This window comes from Marisediminitalea oceani (assembly GCF_003731635.1).
GTDB lineage: Bacteria > Pseudomonadota > Gammaproteobacteria > Enterobacterales > Alteromonadaceae > Alteromonas > Alteromonas oceani.
Genome location: NZ_RCUA01000020.1, coordinates 161,559 through 180,625 on the forward strand (window position 1 = coordinate 161,559; position 19,067 = coordinate 180,625).

Annotated in this window: 16 protein-coding genes; 9 read left to right on the forward strand and 7 right to left on the reverse strand. The window is 44.4% G+C overall.

The window, feature by feature from the left end:
• The first annotated feature begins 66 nt into the window (after window positions 1–66).
• The gene (locus D9T21_RS07490; protein WP_123324411.1) at window positions 67–1,509 is read left to right on the forward strand and encodes a DUF2264 domain-containing protein; all 1,443 of its coding nucleotides are present in this window, start codon (window positions 67–69) and stop codon (window positions 1,507–1,509) included.
• A gap of 10 nt (window positions 1,510–1,519) precedes the next feature.
• On the opposite strand, the gene D9T21_RS07495 is transcribed toward D9T21_RS07490, so the two are convergent.
• Together D9T21_RS07495 and D9T21_RS07500 are read right to left on the reverse strand one after the other, a co-directional pair.
• On the reverse strand, window positions 1,520–2,410 hold the full coding sequence (locus D9T21_RS07495) for a hypothetical protein (RefSeq protein ID WP_123324412.1): 891 nt from the start codon (window positions 2,408–2,410) through the stop codon (window positions 1,520–1,522).
• Window positions 2,411–2,461: 51 nt separating this feature from the next.
• Complete coding sequence (locus D9T21_RS07500; RefSeq protein ID WP_123324413.1) at window positions 2,462–3,280, reverse strand: hypothetical protein; 819 nt, start codon at window positions 3,278–3,280, stop codon at window positions 2,462–2,464.
• A 361-nt stretch (window positions 3,281–3,641) separates the two neighbouring features.
• Between D9T21_RS07500 and D9T21_RS07505 the strand changes: the two genes are divergently transcribed.
• Window positions 3,642–4,760, forward strand: coding sequence for a glycosyltransferase (locus D9T21_RS07505; protein WP_123324414.1), 1,119 nt, complete (start codon window positions 3,642–3,644; stop codon window positions 4,758–4,760).
• A 140-nt stretch (window positions 4,761–4,900) separates the two neighbouring features.
• Here D9T21_RS07505 and D9T21_RS07510 read toward each other — a convergent pair whose 3' ends face one another.
• Complete coding sequence (locus D9T21_RS07510; RefSeq protein ID WP_123324415.1) at window positions 4,901–6,046, reverse strand: glycosyltransferase family 4 protein; 1,146 nt, start codon at window positions 6,044–6,046, stop codon at window positions 4,901–4,903.
• Between the two features lie 249 nt (window positions 6,047–6,295).
• Here D9T21_RS07510 and D9T21_RS07515 point away from each other — a divergent pair, with 249 nt between their 5' ends.
• From D9T21_RS07515 to D9T21_RS07525, 3 genes are read left to right on the forward strand one after another with little or no spacing between them, the layout of a single operon-like run.
• Window positions 6,296–7,510 carry a TIGR03087 family PEP-CTERM/XrtA system glycosyltransferase gene (locus D9T21_RS07515; RefSeq protein ID WP_241155661.1) on the forward strand — a complete coding sequence of 405 codons (1,215 nt, stop codon included), beginning with the start codon at window positions 6,296–6,298 and terminating at the stop codon, window positions 7,508–7,510.
• A complete protein-coding gene (locus D9T21_RS07520) occupies window positions 7,507–8,103 on the forward strand; it encodes an acyltransferase (protein WP_123324417.1) in 597 nt (198 codons plus the stop codon). The genes D9T21_RS07515 and D9T21_RS07520 overlap by 4 nt, the downstream gene beginning before the upstream one ends.
• Before the next feature lies 1 nt (window position 8,104).
• The gene (locus D9T21_RS07525; protein ID WP_123324418.1) at window positions 8,105–9,214 is read left to right on the forward strand and encodes a right-handed parallel beta-helix repeat-containing protein; all 1,110 of its coding nucleotides are present in this window, start codon (window positions 8,105–8,107) and stop codon (window positions 9,212–9,214) included.
• Here D9T21_RS07525 and D9T21_RS07530 read toward each other — a convergent pair.
• Genes D9T21_RS07530 through D9T21_RS07545 form a run of 4 tightly spaced genes read right to left on the reverse strand, consistent with a single transcriptional unit; the run spans window position 9,211 to window position 13,920 of the window.
• Window positions 9,211–10,104, reverse strand: coding sequence for an FkbM family methyltransferase (locus D9T21_RS07530; protein ID WP_123324419.1), 894 nt, complete (start codon window positions 10,102–10,104; stop codon window positions 9,211–9,213). The genes D9T21_RS07525 and D9T21_RS07530 overlap by 4 nt on opposite strands.
• Window positions 10,105–10,106: 2 nt before the next feature.
• Window positions 10,107–11,645: an exosortase A gene (gene xrtA / locus D9T21_RS07535; protein ID WP_123324420.1), complete on the reverse strand. Its 1,539-nt coding sequence runs from the start codon at window positions 11,643–11,645 to the stop codon at window positions 10,107–10,109.
• A gap of 17 nt (window positions 11,646–11,662) precedes the next feature.
• On the reverse strand, window positions 11,663–12,475 hold the full coding sequence (locus D9T21_RS07540; protein ID WP_123324461.1) for an XrtA system polysaccharide deacetylase: 813 nt from the start codon (window positions 12,473–12,475) through the stop codon (window positions 11,663–11,665).
• A 32-nt stretch (window positions 12,476–12,507) separates the two neighbouring features.
• Complete coding sequence (locus D9T21_RS07545) at window positions 12,508–13,920, reverse strand: TIGR03013 family XrtA/PEP-CTERM system glycosyltransferase (protein ID WP_123324421.1); 1,413 nt, start codon at window positions 13,918–13,920, stop codon at window positions 12,508–12,510.
• A gap of 195 nt (window positions 13,921–14,115) precedes the next feature.
• Here D9T21_RS07545 and D9T21_RS07550 point away from each other — a divergent pair, with 195 nt between their 5' ends.
• The 4 genes from D9T21_RS07550 to D9T21_RS07565 are packed head-to-tail and all read left to right on the forward strand — an operon-like array spanning window position 14,116 to window position 19,059.
• A complete protein-coding gene (locus D9T21_RS07550; protein ID WP_123324422.1) occupies window positions 14,116–14,748 on the forward strand; it encodes an XrtA/PEP-CTERM system exopolysaccharide export protein in 633 nt (210 codons plus the stop codon).
• Between the two features lie 50 nt (window positions 14,749–14,798).
• Complete coding sequence (locus D9T21_RS07555; protein ID WP_123324423.1) at window positions 14,799–16,373, forward strand: XrtA system polysaccharide chain length determinant; 1,575 nt, start codon at window positions 14,799–14,801, stop codon at window positions 16,371–16,373.
• A complete protein-coding gene (locus D9T21_RS07560; RefSeq protein WP_123324424.1) occupies window positions 16,373–17,362 on the forward strand; it encodes an XrtA-associated tyrosine autokinase in 990 nt (329 codons plus the stop codon). The genes D9T21_RS07555 and D9T21_RS07560 overlap by 1 nt, the downstream gene beginning before the upstream one ends.
• Window positions 17,363–17,382: 20 nt before the next feature.
• Entirely contained in the window at window positions 17,383–19,059 is a 1,677-nt protein-coding gene (locus D9T21_RS07565) for a porin family protein (RefSeq protein WP_123324425.1), read from the forward strand.
• Window positions 19,060–19,067: the final 8 nt, after the last annotated feature.

Genomic DNA, 19,067 nt, shown 5'->3' on the forward strand with positions numbered 1-19,067 from the left:
TTTATAATGCCACGGGCTAATATTGTAATAAATGTACAGGAAATAAATTAGAAGCCAGCAGTGACCATGATAAAGAAAATTCAACCAATACTAAAGAAGTTCTATCCCGTACAAAGCTTCAGCCTGGATGTTGAAATCGATAACCGATTTTCCACCCTGGATTCAGAGTTAAAACAACAATTATCCCAAACTCATCTTCAACTCGAAGATTATTACAATGTTTTAAACTATTTCATTGAAGGTATCGACGCTTACAAACTCGCTGAAAAGAGTGGTGTTCTTTATCCCGGTGTGGCAGGCACGAGAGGTGTCGGTGTTGAAGCATTCGAGGGCTTTGCTCGCACAGCTCCAACGTTAGCTCTGTTTTTATCTAAAGGCCATGGCGAATCGGTAACGCTAAATAATGGCAAGAAATTTAATATCAATAGTCACCTAGTAGATGGTATTTCAAGCGGAGTTGATCCCAATAGTGAAGGCTATTGGGGGAAAATACAGGATCTCGATCAACGGGCTGTCGAAGCTGGCGACATCGCGCTGACGACAATGTTACTTACAGAAAACAAGCCGGATTGTTTTAATCAGCAACAGCTCCATCTTATTTATCAGTGGATAGACGATATCAATAACGTCGAACTATACGGCGGAAACTGGGTTTTATTCAGGCTAATGGTCAATGTTTTTCTTCATTCCCATTGTCAGAATCGCCAGTTGAAAATAGAACAAGACTTCGCAAAGTTTAAATCTTTTTATCGGGGTAATGGGTGGTTCGGTGATGGCGAGAATGGCCTGTTAGACTACTACAATGCCTGGCAAATGCACTACTACTTGTTCTGGTTTAACAAGTTTTACCCCGACCATGAAGCAGATTTTATCCGACAAGCATTAAAAGAGTTTACTGACGGTTATCAGTATTTCTTTGCTGCCGAAGGGATCCCAATTTTTGGTAGAAGCGCTATGTATCGCTATGCTGCACCTGCGCCTTTAGTTTTGCAATGTGAATATGACCCTTCTACGGCGCCTGTGGCCAGAAGAGCACTCGAGGTTATATGGCAACACTTTACTTTAAACGGCGGTATTAAAGGGGGAAACTTTACTCAGGGTTACTATGGTAACCATCCGGATCTTATGGAAAACTACAGTGGCAGAGGAAGCGTTCTCTGGTCTATACGTTCACTTACCACGGCGTTTTTTTTCCCACCCGATTCACATTTTTGGCAAGTAGAGCCTGGAAAACTTCCTATAGAAACCGGCGACTACGCTATAAGTTTGGATAAAGCCCAGCTATTAGTGGAAGGTGATAACAAAGCGGGCGTTACGAAAGTAACTCAGCTCCACCCTCCATTTCAGAATCTGCGTAGTGAGTCTAAAAAATTCGCTTCTCGAGGTATTCTTCTGAAACTGGCAGAAACTCTTTTACGCCGCCCATTGCGAAAAGAAAACCTTGCTGTGAAATACGGAAGGAAAACCTATTATTCAGATAGGCCTTTCTATAATCACGACATAGATTAAGTCAGGTTCTTTACACTTTTTCCTTCGACTTGTCCGTTTTAATCCAACCAAGGTAAGACTGTAAGCTTTTTATTTTTGCTTTAACCCATGTTATCGGGGCGTTTGTTTTAATGCTGGGTTCTATACTGCTAATCCCGAACGTCCCGAGAAATTCTTTCGACAGTTGAAGCCCGTCATTTCCTGGGTTCTGTGCTGAATGGTTTTCTCCGGTATTAAGAATCCAGGCTACCACGGGAATTTTTAACTCTGTAACGGCGTAATTGTTATTACTAAACGCGTAAATCTGATGCCGGTGGTTACCGATAATATGCTTTAAAAAGAACTCATCAACCACGGCAAAGAAATCTTCTTTCTGCAGATTATCGTGATATTCCATTCCAGATAATCCTGATAACTCCATTAATGCGCTGTATTTGTAGATATAAGCAGATCCACAGTAACGACATATGCCGTATTTTTTCAGATAGGTGTTGTTAGCCAGGTTCACCACGAACCCACTGTTAGCATAATAAAGATCGTTTGGCTCAGACTGGTAAATGTAATCGACGGTTGCAACATTGAACCAGTCATCGCCATCAATAACAAATACATAATCAGGGGCAAACTGTTTCGCATACAACAAGCCAACTGAAACCTTACATCCCTTGTCTTCTTTCACCAAATCAAATGGTACGCCGGAGCCTTTATTGGCGTCAGGCGGTGCAAAATCAACTTCAACGAAAGATGTATTTGGGTAAAGCTCCGGTTCATTAGGTGCCTGATTGCAAACTACAATAATCTTGTAAGGCCTGGATGTTTTTTGATTACTCAAAGACTCAACAGTTTTGCGCAAATAAAACAATACGTCGTTGTAGTTATGTGATGAAGCAGGGTGGCGAATTGGACAAACAAAAACAAACATTTTAAACCTTAATTAAATGACAAAAGCCTACAACAATCCCTGGCTTGCACATTAGCTTCTCAATTTTCGAAGCATAGCTAATGTAAACAATGGGTGCTTCACAATAAAACTCCAGAATAATGATAATTGCTCGGTCACTTTAAAGTTTCGTTGTAAGTTGGAGTCCGCAGCATTACCTCCATGTTCGAGGCAATTAGCAGAGGCCAGGTGTTCACAAGCAATTGCTGTGACTTTCAACTCTAAAATTCTCCGGTCAAAATCTTTGTAAGGCTTGGAACCATACCAGCCTCCCGAAAAAAGCCAGCTACCAACATAATAAGCACCAGATTCACTGAAAAAATGGCTGAGCAGTTCAAAACTGCTTTCCGTAACGAATGCCGAGTCAGCCAATTCGAACACGTCATGACAGCCTGATATAAAGAGCTCGCTTGCTGGTTGATTCAGGTAAAAAAATGCAGAACGAATAAAATGTTGATGCGACATTCCCATAACGGTCGAACGACAAGGCAAATTCACCTTTTCACCCAATTGAACAGGCTTATCATAATGAGAATAGTATCTGATTTGCCAGAGGAAATTTATAATTTTCCAGTAAAACAGTTTAAAATGACTAAACACTGTGTCATTAAACAAGATAAATGATTTTGCGCCATACTCACTTTTTACTTTTTCCATGCCTTCAACCCAGGCTGAAAATTCTCCGTAAGTATTGGAGCCTTTGAGCGTATATATTTTGGAAGACAGGTTGGTGAACCGGGCAATATGTGAGTCTAAATCCTGTTGAGAATTATCAACAAGAACAATGCCTTCAACACGATTTTTAAGCAATATTTGTAAAAGTGCTTCCAGCTTTCGTTGATTTTTCGTCACTCGATCCTTCGAATATAGACAAAAAATCACCCAAATATTGCCTGAGGTTGGGGGAGCCAAAATCAATTTCCTGGAAAATGGACTATATCAATGCATATTAAGCTCTTTTATATCTCTCTGTAAACCTTCAACCTAAGGCAAATATTTCCAACGCCAAAAGTTTGATAAATATAATTAAAAGTATTGTTAATTATTCAGACATTCGTAGCCTGCCAATGATTTTACGTTTGTTCTGATTAGGCACAGAACAAACTCGCTCTTATAGCAAATTTAGCATCGTTTCAACGAGCGACATCACTGTGGTATTCCTTTCCGATACAACGTATTATCAATTCAATAGTTAGATACAAGGCTGATTATAGTGGCAAAAGTGATTGCCTTTGTGCACAGTGTTTCAGAAATTGGCGGGGCTGAGAGGATGTCTGAAGCCCTAATCGATGGGCTCCTCACCAGCACTACTTATATCCCGGCTCTGCTCATTCCGGAAAATGGCCCGTTTGGCGATTTAGTCGAAAACAAAGGCTGTAAGGTTATTGTGACCCAATTAGCGCAGCCTGAACTTACTTCGCCGATTGCAACAATTCGCAATATTATCAGGCTTGTTAAGGTATTTAAAAAGCATCAGATTAAATTACTGCATTGTGCTGATTTAAGGTGCGCCCGAGCAGTATTACCTGCTGCCAGAATGGCAAATATACCCGTTTTATGTCACATGCATTTCCCGGTTAGAGACGATTATGTCAGTTGGCTTTTCAGATGTATTCCAAAGCCAACCGCATTTGCATACTGCAGTAAAGAGTTAAAAACAGCCACCGGAGATTCATTGTCGAGCGTTTGCCCGAAAGCAATACATCAAGTCATTCATAATGGCGTCGATATCCATAGATTTTTACCAGTTGCCTGTCATAACGACAGCCCGAGAATTGGCATAGTGGCAAATTTGCAGGAGAGAAAAGGTCATATAGATTTTCTTGATATGGCCAAAATAGTTCTTGCTCAGCGACCAGAAACTCAGTTTGATATCATCGGCGGTGACATTTTAGCAGCTCCCCGGGAACAATTATTAAAAGCGTATGCAGAAGAGACTGGTGTGGGAAATTCAGTTACTTTTCATGGTCAGGTAAATAACGTAAGAGAGTTATTGTCAAAAATTGATGTGCTCGTCTGTGCCTCGCATCAGGAGGCTTTTCCGGTCTCTATACTGGAAGCAATGGCTATGCAGAAGCCAATCGTAACGACTAATGTAAACGGTATACCCGAAGCTATTACAAATAATGAGCATGGTTTATTGGTAGAAGCAAAAGAGCCTGAGCAGTTAGCTAAAGCCGTTTTGCAGCTTTTAGACTTTCCGGAAAAAGCAGCTAAGCTGGCTAAAAATGCGAGAGAACGAGTAGTCAACGAGTTTAGTTTCAATGCTTATTTAGACAATTTTACCCAATATTACAGTCGTATATTATCGCCCGATAGCAACAAAGGTTGATGTGCGAATCCTGTGTTACTTTATAGTCAGTTAAAAACACTTAATGAATTAATAAAGATGAGAAGAATTAAATTTACACACAAATAAGCATCAATCGGATAACTATTTAAGCTTGCCTTTATTCAGTTAACTAATTCCTACTAAGCAAACACCGAGCGGGCTTTTATTGCCGCATTGTCCCAGTCGAAGGCCTCAACCGAATGTTTTCGACCTGCTTTACCATAGGCTTCACAGCGAGCCGGATTTTCTATAAATGAAATGATAACGTCGGCCAGGGCACTTACCTTAGTGGCATCCACAATTTCACCAGTTTCACCGGCAAGTAATGTTTCTTTAGTGCCACCTGAGTCACCGGCAATGACCGGTTTTGCACAGGCCTGCGCTTCCACAAGTACCATACCAAAACCTTCGATGTCTTGCCCCTCTGTTCGATTGGGCAGAATAAACACATCACATTGCTGATAGCATTTGATCATGGTTTCATCGTCACAATCCGTTAGCATTTGAACGTGATCCTGCAATGCCAGTGACTCAATCAAGTACTCCAGGTGAGGACGGCTCTCGCCATGGCCAATGATCACATAGTGAGCCTGTGGACAGCGCTTTAAAATCTCAGGCATGGCTTCAATCATTTTGTCCTGCCCCTTACGAGCCTGCAATCGACCAACCGTCAGAATGACACTTTTCCCATCCCACCCCATGGAGGAGAGAAAATCCTCATCTTTATTTTCAACCGGATAAAACTTGTTTGTGTCAGCGCCCGGATGCATTACTGTGACTTTATGATTCACACTGTCATCCACGCGACTAACAATATTGGCACTGTTGTGGCTGTTGCAGATTATCTTATCGGCACTGCGCATCACCAGTTTGGTCAGGCTGTTTAATTCGCGGGATAAAGCGCTGGCTTCCAGATCTTCACCGTGCACGTAGCACAGGTAAGGTATGCCCAGAGTTTTCTTCAGCATCCATGCCATCAGCCCCTCAGGCAGGACTCGGCCACAATGGATATAGCTGATGTCCTGCTCTTTCACTAATCGCCTGAGCGATCTGAACGACTGCCAGTAATATTTTAAGCCTTGCAGATTAGCTACGCCCCATTGTGGACTGTAAAGCGGCAGACGATGAATAGCCATTGGCGCGTTGGAATCAAATACCTCAGAATTGGTCATCTCGTCGGCGGCAACAATGTAATCGCTGCCTAAACGTGAATAGAGTTCCCAGAACCAACGACCACTGCCTCCGGATGCAGGCGGAAAGTTCTGAGTTAGTACCAGCGTCTTCAATTGTTACTCCGAAAAATGATTGAAATACCAACTCTTTGCAGAATAGCGTTGGCTCGGGAAAGTGTAAATAAGCATTTGCTTCGCAAGGGCATTTATAGACCGCTTGCGACGCAATCGGCAATCGTTCAGATACTGCCAATGTCAGAAATGTTATTCACATGCCGTTATGGCTTTTTATTCACCAGAAAGCATAATACACTAATCAAAACATATGCCTATAACAACTAAACGAGATCACTCTTGCACTGTTTGTACCTTGCCCAGCGGATACCTTTTCCGCCAAATAAAGGAGAGAAACTACGCTCTTTCCACCAGATAAACTTTTTGCGCAGTAATGGCATAGAAGTAACTGTAGCTGCCCCTTACGAACAATCGGACGAACTCGATTACTTCAAAAGACTGGAGCAAGAATATGGCTGCCACACGCTTAGTCAAGCGCTTAGTCACAAACTGCTTCGTTATATGAGTGGTATCGCCGGTAACACCTCTTTGAGTGAAGCGCATTTTTACAGTAGCGGATTACAGAAACAAATAGATGATTTACTAGAGCGGCAAAATATTGATGCCATTGTTTGTACTGCTTCCAGTATGGCGAATTATGTTTTCCGTTCCACGGCATTAGCAAAAAAAGCCAGGCGGCCCCGCCTTATCATGGATTTTATGGACATGGATTCTCACAAGTGGCTTCAGTATTCACGCAACACCAAACCGCCAATGCGTTGGGTTTATCAGCGGGAAGCCAGTTTAGTCAGACGCCTTGAAAATCGGGTTGGAGAACAGTTTGATGCTTGCTTTTTTGTTGCCGAACCAGAAACTAATTTGTACAAACAGCAAGCGGGAAATCCTGCAGCCGAGGTGTTATCTATTGGCAATGGAATTGACCCGGCTGAATTTTATCCGGCGACTCAAGCAGCTGAGGTAAAAACACCACATTTGTTGTTTGCCGGTGTAATGGACTACACGCCTAACGTAGATGCTATGTTGTGGTTTTATAACGAGGTCTGGCCGAGCGTGTTAACTCATTGGCCCGACGCTACGCTGACTATTGCCGGCATGAACCCAACCCCGGCTATCGCCAGGTTGCAAGGCGTAGACAATGTCAGAGTCACGGGATTTGTAGAAGACATATTGCCCTACTTCCATGAGAGCAACATATTTGTTGCGCCATTTCGGATAGCCCGAGGTATTCAGAACAAAATCCTGCAGGCCTTTGCGTGCGGGTTACCTGTGGTCAGTACCTCAATGGGAGCTGAAGGTATAAAGTGCACGCCGGGGCAAAATATTGAGGTCGGTGACGAGCCAAATGATATGTTTGATGCCATCAAACGATTAATGGCAGCCCCTCACCACTACCAGACTGTTCGCAATAGTGCCCTGGCAACTATCGACGAACACTATTCCTGGGACGGCATTCTGACCCCTTTGCTACAACTGCTCGACAACGATAAGGCGACGCCTCAATGAAAGCCTTTGTCAAAATGCTCTTACGGCTATTGTTCGTGTTCCTTTCCTTGCCCTTTTATCTGTTATTTAAGCTACAAAGTGCATTGATGGGGGCCGATCAGGCGACTACCAGTTGGTCACAGTTAATGAGCCTGTGGCCGGGTATGCTGGGTGTCTATTTAAGAGCTGCGTTTTACTCACTCATCTTTAAGCACACCAGTCAGGAATTGGTTATCGGTTTCGGTACCTTATTCTCCCAACACGACACACAAATCGGCGCAGGTACCTATATCGGACCACAATGCAATATAGGCAAATGCGCCATAGGGAAAAACTGCTTATTAGGCAGCGCCGTGCATATTATGAGCGGCAAAGGTCAGCATAACTTCTCAGACCCGGATACCCCCCTACGTGAACAAGGTGGCGTTTTTACTCAGGTGACTATTGGCGAGGATAGCTGGCTGGGTAACGGGGCCTTGGTGATGGCCGACGTTGGTAAAAAGTGTGTGATTGGTGCAGGGAGTGTGGTTATCAACCCCGTACCTGACTACGCTATTGTGGGTGGTAATCCGGCTAAAGTTCTCGGCAGCCGTAAGCCCCCGGGGGAGTCATAGTATGCAACGCTTATTCCGCCTGGCTTTTCTTATGTTATTCGCTTCTTTTTGCCAGGCTGATGATTTAACTATCTCTCAGCAATATCAATATACCGTCAAAGTTGATACTGAGCAGGGGCTTTACAAAGCCGTCAAACAAGCCAACCAGCGAGGCAATACACTTATCCTTATTGCCGAGGGTATCTATCAGCTCAGTTCGACCCTGAATATCACTGGCAATCATGTTGCATTGAAGTCAGCTTCTGGCGATCCCACCACCACGATTCTGCGTGGCGCGGGAATGGTCCCATCCAAACGGGTTAAAAACCTTATCAGGGTAACCGGGCAGCACTTTACATTTTCAGGCTTAACCGCGGAATCAGCTCCCCATCATATTATCCAGATCGTGGGCGAAGCCAATGCCGACTATGCTGTCATTGAGCACTGTGTGTTACAGAATGCTTATGAACAGTTACTTAAAGTCAGTCACCGGGCTAATAGTCCAACTGCGGCAGACCACGGTATTATCCGTCACTGCACCTTCGGCTATACAGAGGGTATTGGACCGCAGTATTATATTGGTGGCGTGGACTTACACCTTGGTCAGCACTGGTTAATTGATTCCAACCAGTTTTTTGGTATAGCCAGCCCCGCAGACAGAGTAGCTGAGCATGCTATTCACTTGTGGAATAATAGTGGTCACAATCAGGTAGTCGACAATGTTATTATCAACAGCGACCGCGGTATAGGTTTTGGTATGGGAGGCAGAGGTAATCAGGGCGGGTTGATTAGCGGCAACATAATTTATCACGCCGATAACAATCATCCTTATGCCGACGCCGGCATCATTCTTGAATCCTCCCCTGACACCACTGTTAAGCAAAACTGGGGGCTCCAACATCATGGGTATCCCAACGCCATTGAATACCGCTTTGAAGCTACCCAAGGCGTTTTGATTGCAGAAAACGGGACGAATAAAAAAATCCGCAAACGTAATAGCGGAAGTGCAGAGTTAGAAGATAATTATCGCTTAACCGAACTGCCACCGGCCCTTAAAAGAACCATCATCGAACGCTTCCCCGCGCACTATCAACAACAAGTGTTTGATACGCTTTACCCGGCTCGTAATTAAAGCAAATGCTGCAGGGATGGTGTTAATGCTATCACGTCGTATTGCTGCGCCGGAAACTGATTGAAAAAAGGTTGCAGTCTGTCAACCTTCCGCTGACCGAACATCGGCACAAACCAACTCACATCGAGTATCGATTCAATTTCGCCAAACATATCTTCAGGCGTTTGCTCTTGGGAGGCTAGTACCTCGGGATGTATCTCCAGCAGAAGCACTACGCCAGAGGCACGCTGAATACTCGCCAGAGCCCCTTTTACAGCAGGAATTTCCTGGCCTTCCACATCAATTTTAAGCACCAGTATATCCGCCAGGGTTATAACATTGTCAGTCAGATAGCTATCAATGGAAGTTACTCTGGTATCTCCAATAGAGCCTGGCGTAATATGGCCCTCATGGTCGCCGGTTTGACTGTTACTGGTAGTGAAACTCACCATGCCGTCAAAGTCAGAAACCGCCTGATTTACTGGCATTGCGGGGACTTTGAGGCCGGCAAGGTTATGACGAAGCATGGCGTGAGAGCCAGGATTGGGTTCAAAGGCCACAATGTTCTGCAGCCTTGCGCAGTTTCGCGATACCAGTGCACTCACAGTGCCTATGTCAGCCCCCAAATCAAAAAAAGAAAAGGGACCGAGGTTGTTGAGCAAATCGCAAAATGGGCCGAATTCATCCGGATAATAATTATCCGGCCCGCCCTCGAGCCAAAAGCACCACTCATCGACCGGCAGAACGAAACTGGCCTGCTCGAACTGATAACATACATAGCAATCTGAATAGTGCTTACACATCCACCGATAAAAAGCATACTTGCCTTTTACGTCATGCAACTGGCTCCACACCACGAGCCGGTTTAACCAGCCAGGCAAGGCTCGCAGACTGCCAATGTGTTTGGACACAGTTAGTTACCGGCCAGACGCGATTGCTGTGTGAGTTCAGGGTATAACTGAGACACTTTATCCATGAACCACTGTTGCTGTGCTTGTAGAAAACGGCGTTCCACTTCCATCGACATAATTACGACTGCGCCATGAGATGGCTCTCCACCCAATGTGGTAGCGATTTGTTGAAGTTTAGTTTGTTGTTTACCGGCAAAGGTATCTTCTGCTAATACATACCAACTGGCTATCAACCGCAAGTTACCGGCTGGTGAGGAAAGCAATTCCACAGCGAACGGATACTCCGCAGAAGTCGGCACGTCAATTACCTCTACCCTGGTCCAACTGTCCTGATCATAAAGACGGTTTAACGAGCTTACCAGTTCACCGTCCCCCGCAGCATAAAAACCCTGGTAGACAGTGATCGGAGAATCATAAGGTGTGGTGAGTTGCTGATACTGCTCTACTGTAGGCGAGCGGAATTTCGCCTTCCACGCTAACCAGTAAACTTCGTCCTCGCTAAGCGGTTTGCTCAGGTTATTAGCGAACTCAAACTGTTGTACTTGCTTATCGGGTATAGCACTGGCGATAAACTGATACCACCCTGCGGCAGCCATTAATAAGACAGCAACTGAAATCAAGCCACCTCTTGCTGCAGTTATAGGAGCTCCGGACTGAATAGTAAGCACTGTATCATTGCGTTGCGGTGCTACTTTTTCACGCAGTAACTCGCCAAGCCCAATTAAACATACAATAACAAAAGCAAAGAAAAACCAGCCATAGATAAGGTGATCTGCACCTACTGCATACTGCATGTCGGATAGGTGTGCGATCAGTATGATGCCGTAAACTCGGATAATGTTTGCAGCAATAGGAAATATAACCGACAGTAACACAAATAGCGCTCGTCGCTGAGGGCTGTACATATTGAGATAAGCGTAAAGACAACCGATCACCAAAGATGCAATAAAAAAGCTGATCCCGGAGCAGGCTTCTGCTACCAAAAAGCGCCCTTTGGGTATTTCAATGTAAAGTCCACTGCGAAATACAGGGATCCCGGATAGCTCAAGCAGGTCTACTGAAAATCTGGCAGCGATTTGTTGCAAGTAAGGAACCAGCTCTTCCCCTACAGGAATACAAAAGAGGATAAACACCAATGGAAATAGAATTTGCCACGCAGCTTTATTACCAAGCACCATCCATATGAGTACCGGTAGCAAACCAAACATAGCTGCATGCATGAATAGTTGCACGTCGCCGGCGAGGCCGATGCCATAAAGCACAATAGCCGGTAGAATAAGCACCGCTACCCAGTAGTTAGGCTTTATTGGCTGTGCAAGCAACGCTTTACGTTTAAGGTAAATAAGAAAAAAAGTGCCGGGGATGACAAATAAACAATGATTAAATATATCAGAGTTGTACCAGATGGTAATGGCAGTAACCAACCCCTGATGAAATACCGCAGCCCATCCCAATAAGACCAGAATCACGGGTACCATTACGGCAGTAAAGGCCTTATTTATATCCTTATCGCTGTTACCTGCGACTGCTTGCTCCTGCATGATTTACCACCGCGATATTATTTAAGTTCGTAAGCATCTTGCATTGTACCCCAGCGATAATCAGCCAGAAGTTGTTTCAGTTTGCCTTCCATTTTGCTCAGATTAATGTAATGGCGAACCTTCGACTTCAGCGGTGCCTCATTTATGCGAGGCTGATCGGGGTCGATTTCCCATGGATGGAAATAAAAACTATAAGGCGCAGATTCCGTCTGCATAAATCTTTCGATTCGTTTTCTCGATAACCAATAGGGGTACAAACGGAAATAACCACCACCGCCAATACCTACATTTTTACCTTTCTTGATAATTGTCGGCACCGGAATCTCAGTGATGCCTTCAGGTCGCTCATGTTTAAATCGTGGCCAGTCCGGAACGCCATACAGGTCGTGTACAACCGGATAGGTGCTTGAGGAATAGCTAAAGCCTAGCTCCACCAAAACTTCGTAAACCCATGGGTTGCTATCATTTACAGAAAAGCTGGGGGCCCGATACCCTTTTATAGCTACACCGCCAGCGTCTTCTAAAATCGCCTTACTGGTTCGCACGTCTTCTATAAAAGCCTTGCGATCCATGGTCGTCGCACGCCTGTGGTTTAAACCATGGCTGGCCAGTTCATGCCCCTCATCTACAATCCGTTTAATCAGATTCGGACAGCGTTTTCCCACCCAACCAAGGGTAAAAAAAGTCGATTTGACATTATTTTCAGCAAAAATATCCAGTAGTCTGTTAGTGTTATCCTCTACTCTCAGTGGGATCTCAGGCCAGTCCTCAGGCTTAAAAACCGACTCAAAGGCAGACACCTGGAAGTAGTCTTCCACATCTACTGTCATTGCATTTAAGCGAGGGTCTGCAATACTCACAACTAACGCCCTTTGCCAAATAAAACAATCTCAACAGTCCTTATTAGAATGAGAATGTCCAACAGCAGACTTTGGTGTTTTACGTAATATAAATCAAATTTTAGCTTTTCCATGGAATCTTCAACGCTTGCCCCATAGGGATAATTGAGTTGTGCCCAGCCTGCTAGACCTGGCTTAACATTGTGGCGTTGGTTGTAATAGGGCACTTCTTTAACAAGTTGTTCAACGAACTCCGGACGCTCTGGGCGTGGCCCGATGAAAGACATTTCGCCTTTGAATACGTTGATCAATTGAGGTAATTCATCGATTCGGTACTTACGGATAAAAGCCCCAATGCGGGTAACCCGATTGTCGTTCTTGGTTGCCCACTTTGCACCGTCTTTTTCGGCATCGGGCCGCATACTGCGGAATTTTATAATCTTAAATAACCGCCCGTTTTGCCCGACACGTTCTTGTTTATAGAACACCGAAGTTTTCGTTCTGCGTCCGTCATCCAGGTAAATGATCATTGCCGTAATGAGCATAAACGGCCATGCAAAAAACAACACAAATAAAGCCAGTATGGCATTCATCGAATAGTCAAGGGCATCACGCAGGTAGTTTTGCGAATGGAAGCCGTTGGAATAGATTACCCAACTGGGGTACATCAGGTTCACTGCAATCTGGCCAGTCTCTCGTTCCATAAAGTCGAGTAGATCCGTGACTTCGATACCGCGCAAACGACAGTCAAAGAGGATTTCTATAGGCAAAGTGCCGCGCCGTTGGTCGCAGGCAATTACAATTTCTTCAATGTCATTTTCAACCACAAAATTACGCAGACTTTCATCGACTTTAACGTGGATAATTTTTTCATTTTTTATCCCGTCTTCCCGGTTATCTCCCGGCACGGGTACAAAACCAAGTAGTTCGAAGCCCAGACGGTCAACATCGCGTCGCATTCGCTTTTCAATAATCGATGCTCGTTCCCCGGCTCCCAGAACAACCAAGCGGACGCGACCAAGCCCCAGCAGGCCCAAACGGTTAGTAAAATAGCGGAAAAAGACCAGCGCGATGATATTCAGACATATTGCGGTAGGTAGATAATAGGAATGCATATCCAGCGAGGCAAATAAAGTGCCGGTAAGAATTTCTACGATGAAATAACTCAGACCCAAACTTACGAATATACGCCGGATAATCCCCCTGAAAGTCTCTCGGAGCTTTGCTTCATAAAGCCCCACAGACAATGAGCAGAGCAGCACTGAAAGCGTAATCAGAAAGATATTAATTGTCAGATTTTCAATATCGGGTTCAGCAATCAGATTTAGCTGAACCAAGATAAAGCTGGTAATGTAACCCACGTACGAAACAAGCAAAGCTTCTGTGATAACCAACGCGTTAGAACGCTTATTTTGTCTGTTTTTTGCAACTGCCATATTGTCTTTTACCAGCCTGTTATTGACGTAATTTCCGCTGTCAGGATTTATGATATGACATTTTTTTTGAATGAGATAGACTAATTACACACTATCGCATTATATTAGTGGCTAAATTTTAACAACTGACTCAAAAAGTCTGATAAGTTGAGACGTCACCCGTCAATTAATTTGTTAAGTACAGGATAGAAAAGCATGGAAAAGGTAAATACCAGGTTATTACTCGTTGCAGCTGCACTGGGAACTTTACTGACCGGATGTAGTGGAACCAGCAGTCTGCCCCAGGCTACCACCCGTCCCTCACTCACCACGGATGTTAATGACTACAAATATCTGATTGGCCCTGGTGATAATGTGTCAATTTTTGTTTGGCGGAACCCTGAAATCTCGGGAAGCTTTGTGGTTCGTCCCGATGGTAAGGTCACTACTGCGCTGGTTGAAGATCTGGATGTTTCAGGTCGTACCCCTACAATGCTGGCAAGAGAAATCGAAGAAAAATTATCAACTTACATCAATAATCCTCGAGTTACTGTGAGCGTAAATGGCTTTTCAGGTCCTTTAAGTGAACAGGTCCGGGTAATTGGGGAAGCAACCAACCCAACGGCAATTAACTACACTGAGCATATGACTCTGCTTGATTTAATGATTGCAGTAGGTGGTTTAACTGAGTTTGCGAACGGCAATAATGCGAAGCTTATCCGTGTTGTTGATGGTCGCCAGAGAACCTACGAAATCGCAATAGACGATTTAATTCGAGATGGTGATATTTCTAAGAATGTCGATATGCTGCCTGGTGATATCGTTATTATTCCAGAAGCATGGTTCTAGAAAGCAGAACTAAAATCACTGTGTCTAATTTGCGGTAAACGGACGAAATCATGCAGGAATTGCAACAAACTATTGAGATGGTCCTCGATTATATTCGTGGGATCTGGTTAAAAAAGCGCTACATAATGCTTTGCTCGTGGCTGATCTGTCCTATTGGATTTGGTTATGTAGCAATGATGCCTGACGTTTATAAGTCCGAGGCTGTTGTATTTGTAGATACTCGCTCCATGCTACAACCTTTGCTAAGCGGTTTAGCAATTCAAACCAATCCGCAGCAAGAAATTGCGATGATGGCACAGACCTTACTAAGTCGGTCCAACATTGAAATTATCGCCAGGGAGTCAGATCTGGATATAACAGTTAATACAGCTGATGGTTATGCCAAGCTAATCAATGCTTTAAGTGATAACATCAAGCTGGACAGGACTGGTAGAAACAACATTTATAATATTTCATACTCTAATAAAAGCCCGGAACTTGCCAAGCGAGTGGTTCAGGAAACCCTCGATTTGTTTGTTGAAGGGAGCTTAGGCAACAATCGAAGGGATACCGATACTGCCAGCCGCTTTCTGGACGAGCAGATTTCAGAATATGAAACGCGCCTAATCGAAGCTGAACAACGCCTCGCAGATTTCCAGCGACGCTATAACGATATTTTACCGGTATCCGGTTCATTTTATTCTACTCTTCAGGGGGCAACCGGTAATCTGGAAAGTACCCAACTGCAAATTAGAGAATTACAGCAGCAGGTAACATCACTGAAAAGTCAGATGAGCTCAGGTCGCGCCACTGACGGATTTGATGTGCGCCAGGGCGACAACACGCCAGTAATTACCACTCGCTATGATGACAGAATCAAGTCTCTGGAAGAGAAAATCGACCAGTTAAAGTTGCGATTCACCGATAAACACCCCGACGTAATTGAAGCTAAAAACTTGTTAGCGTCACTTGAAAAGTCTCGCCAGGATGAACTGAAAGCCTATTTTAGTGAAACCAGCGAAGATGGTGATGACACTAACCTGAGCCCTCTTGCTACGGAATTAAAACTCGAAGTCAGCAGACTGGAAGGGCAAATCGCTTCGCTGAGAGTTAGAGAAAGTGATTATGAAGCCAAGATCCAGGAATTAAGAAACAAGATTGACCTGGTTCCACAGATTGAGGCTGAGTCTACTGCGCTTAACCGTGATTACGGTATTACCAAGCAGAAGTACGAAGAACTATTGCGTAGAAAAGAAGCTGCAGAGCTTTCTCGTAGAGCCGATGTATCGTCCGAAGAGTTGCAATTCAGAATCATCGAGCCACCGTTGGTGCCAGATACCCCTACCGGACCCAAACGGCTTGTATATTACACGGGTATTCTTGTGCTTGGCTTCGGTATGGGCATTGCACTAGCCTTCGCTATCAGTCAAATCAGACCAGTGTTGGTTCGTGGCAGACAATTAACATCCCTTACATCGTTCCCGGTGTTAGGTGCGGTAACGCATTTAAACCTGAAGCAGATCCAACGTAGAAACCGTATGCGAGTGTTCCTGTTTATCTTATCCTCCGGGGCAATTGTAACCATGTATGCTATTCTGCTGGCAGCAGAAGTAGCGCATGTTAACCTGGTAGAGAGGTTCCTATAATGGCTAATAACACAATAGAAAAAGCCTTGCAGCGACAAAAAGAAGCTGCAGCCAAACAGGCCGCTCAACAAGCAGAGGACATCCAGGAAGAGAAGAAATCGTCTACCATTGAGCGAACTCTGGAAAAGCAACAAGCTGCAAAAGCTGAACAGCCTGTCCAAACACCTGTAACAGAGAAACAGGTAACACCAACCTCAACAACCGCAAAATCAAAACCAGGTGCTGCGGTTAATGCAGATAATGAAGCGCTACGGTTGACCATAAACCTGGAAGAGCTTGATGAAAGAGGGTTTGTTTCTGTCAGCAACGCGCGTAAATTGATTAACGAAGAATACCGAGAAATCAAGCGTAAACTCTTGCGAAATGCTTTCGGCGCGCTCTCTAAGACGCTAAAAAACAGCAACATCATTATGGTGAGCAGTGCGCGTCCATCAGAAGGTAAAACCTTTACCGCTATTAACTTAGCGTTAAGTTTTGCCGCAGAGCAGGATAAAACCGTTCTGTTAGTTGATGCAGACGTTCTTAAGCCTAATGTTACCAGAACCTTAAGGGTAAACCCTGGCGAAGGACTAATGGAATACCTGCTGGATGAAAACAAGGATATTTCTGATGTCCTTTATCGCACTAACGTGGATAAATTGAGAATAATTCCGGCCGGTCAAACGCACCATTTGTCTACTGAATTACTAGCCAGTGAGCGAATGAATTACACGATTGATGAATTCTCCAATCGCTATCCTGATCGTATTGTTATTATCGATACGCCACCGTTAATCGGTATTAATGAATCAGCAGTACTGGCAAGTTTTGCCGGCCAGGCGGTTATTGTTACAGAGGAAGGCCGAACCAAGTTAAATGATATCAATAATATCGTCGACCGGCTCAACCCTGATATGGCGGTAGGTTTCGTGGTTAACAAAGCAGTTAACGAAAGCGCCGATAACGGCAATTACTATGGCTACTACTACGGTAGTGAGCCATCTAAATAAGCAGCGATAAAGGATAGCTTGTGGAAAGGATCAATATATTTCGCCCGGCAATTATCGCAACGCTGATAGGAGCGACCTTCAGCGCTAACTTGCATGCTGATGTGCAGTTCAGAGGTGCTGTAAATTCATCTTTGATCAATCAGTCATTTGATACTGATAGCGAGGACAGCAGGTATCAGGATCGAAACGTGATTCAGATCTCCCCAACGCTAACGGGTGTGTATGCCAGTAAAAAAGCAAACGCTACGGCCTCTGCGACGCAGCGTTATCAGCGCTTTGATGTTGATGAAGGCAGTCGCTCATCGAACTTTACCGAGTTTAACTACGCAGGTAATCTGAATATTATCGACAATGTATTTCAGATATTTGGGCAAGGTGCTCAAAGGTACCAGTCCTATCGTCCGGAGACCTATGTCTCATCCGATTACCTGTTGAACTCTGATGACCTTAGTAAAATTACCTCTCACAGTGCTGGTGCGAGATTAAATATTCCTCGCGGTGATGTGTGGGGATTAAGTTTGACCGGTCTTTATTTTGAGAGCGAGTCTGATGACTCATTAGAGGAAGCGGAAGACAATACCAACACATTCAATCGATTTATAGATTCAACAGGTGTGTCAGTAAATGCTGATTTAACCAACGGTGATTGGTTTCGCAATATTTATTGGAATGTCACGGGCTCATATCGTAGAACTGATCGTCAGGATCGTGGATTGTTTGAGTCTGTTTTGGTTAACGGCGTAATTGGCTTCCGAGTTTACGGTGACCTAGGGCTAATAACCACTGCTACACACGAAGAGAATGACATAGAGGGAGAACTGGCTAATTTTTCTGCCCGATTTGGAGCTCAGTTCTCTAAGTTTGATACCTATGGAATAGGATTTAATTACCGCCCAGCCGCAGAACGCTTTTTCAGACTGACTCTGAATAAGGTTTCTACCGATGGTGAAGATGACGGTAAAACATTCGTTGGCGTGGCAACCAGTTGGCAGTTTTCCCCCAGAACCAACCTGCAGGCGCAATATAGCCGGCGTTATTACGGGGAAGCTGGCCAGTTTAGTCTGAGTCATGGAACCAGACGTCTGCGCACAACCATTTCATATCAGGAGCGAACCACAACGTTTTCCAATATGATTTTTGATACTGTGGATGCCGGTACGTTCGTTTGCCCTGCCGGGTCTGTTGATATCATCGACTGCTTTCAGCCTGATACGCTTGATTATGAATTACAACCTGGAGAACAAGTTGTTCAGTTTAGTCAGGTTATACCTGAGTTAACTGACCAGGTCATCCTTCGCCGCCAACTTGGTGGTAGTATTGGGTATCAACAACGTAGGTTAAAATTAGTATTCGATACGCGCTATGTGGATTCTGATTACAGTGTTGACAACAGACAGCAAATTCAAAGAATAGTTGGATTAAACGCCAGTCTGCAAGTTGGCGCCAGAAGCTCGGTCTACAGCCGTATTCAATTTGCAAAAATGGATTTCACAGTGAATGGTGAAAGCCGGGATAATAACTCTCGAATTTACAGCATCGGGTTACGCAGCAACCTTTCCAGAAATTTATCAGTGAATGCAGATGTTCGTTATCTTGATGGTGGCGGAAATCAAGTTCTTCGAAGAGACGCCGTTGATTTAAACGAAACCCGAATATCACTGGGGTTAACCTACAACTTCCAAAGTAACAGACAATAAAAAAGCCC

Coding starts and splice junctions, on each gene's coding strand:
- D9T21_RS07490 (WP_123324411.1), top strand. CDS start 67: ATGATAAAGAAAATTCAACCAATACTAAAGAAGTTCTATCCCGTACAA.
- D9T21_RS07495 (WP_123324412.1), bottom strand. CDS start 2,410: ATGTTTGTTTTTGTTTGTCCAATTCGCCACCCTGCTTCATCACATAAC.
- D9T21_RS07520 (WP_123324417.1), top strand. CDS start 7,507: ATGAAAGCCTTTGTCAAAATGCTCTTACGGCTATTGTTCGTGTTCCTT.
- D9T21_RS07525 (WP_123324418.1), top strand. CDS start 8,105: ATGCAACGCTTATTCCGCCTGGCTTTTCTTATGTTATTCGCTTCTTTT.
- xrtA (WP_123324420.1), bottom strand. CDS start 11,645: ATGCAGGAGCAAGCAGTCGCAGGTAACAGCGATAAGGATATAAATAAG.
- D9T21_RS07540 (WP_123324461.1), bottom strand. CDS start 12,475: ATGACAGTAGATGTGGAAGACTACTTCCAGGTGTCTGCCTTTGAGTCG.
- D9T21_RS07545 (WP_123324421.1), bottom strand. CDS start 13,920: ATGGCAGTTGCAAAAAACAGACAAAATAAGCGTTCTAACGCGTTGGTT.
- D9T21_RS07550 (WP_123324422.1), top strand. CDS start 14,116: ATGGAAAAGGTAAATACCAGGTTATTACTCGTTGCAGCTGCACTGGGA.
- D9T21_RS07555 (WP_123324423.1), top strand. CDS start 14,799: ATGCAGGAATTGCAACAAACTATTGAGATGGTCCTCGATTATATTCGT.
- D9T21_RS07560 (WP_123324424.1), top strand. CDS start 16,373: ATGGCTAATAACACAATAGAAAAAGCCTTGCAGCGACAAAAAGAAGCT.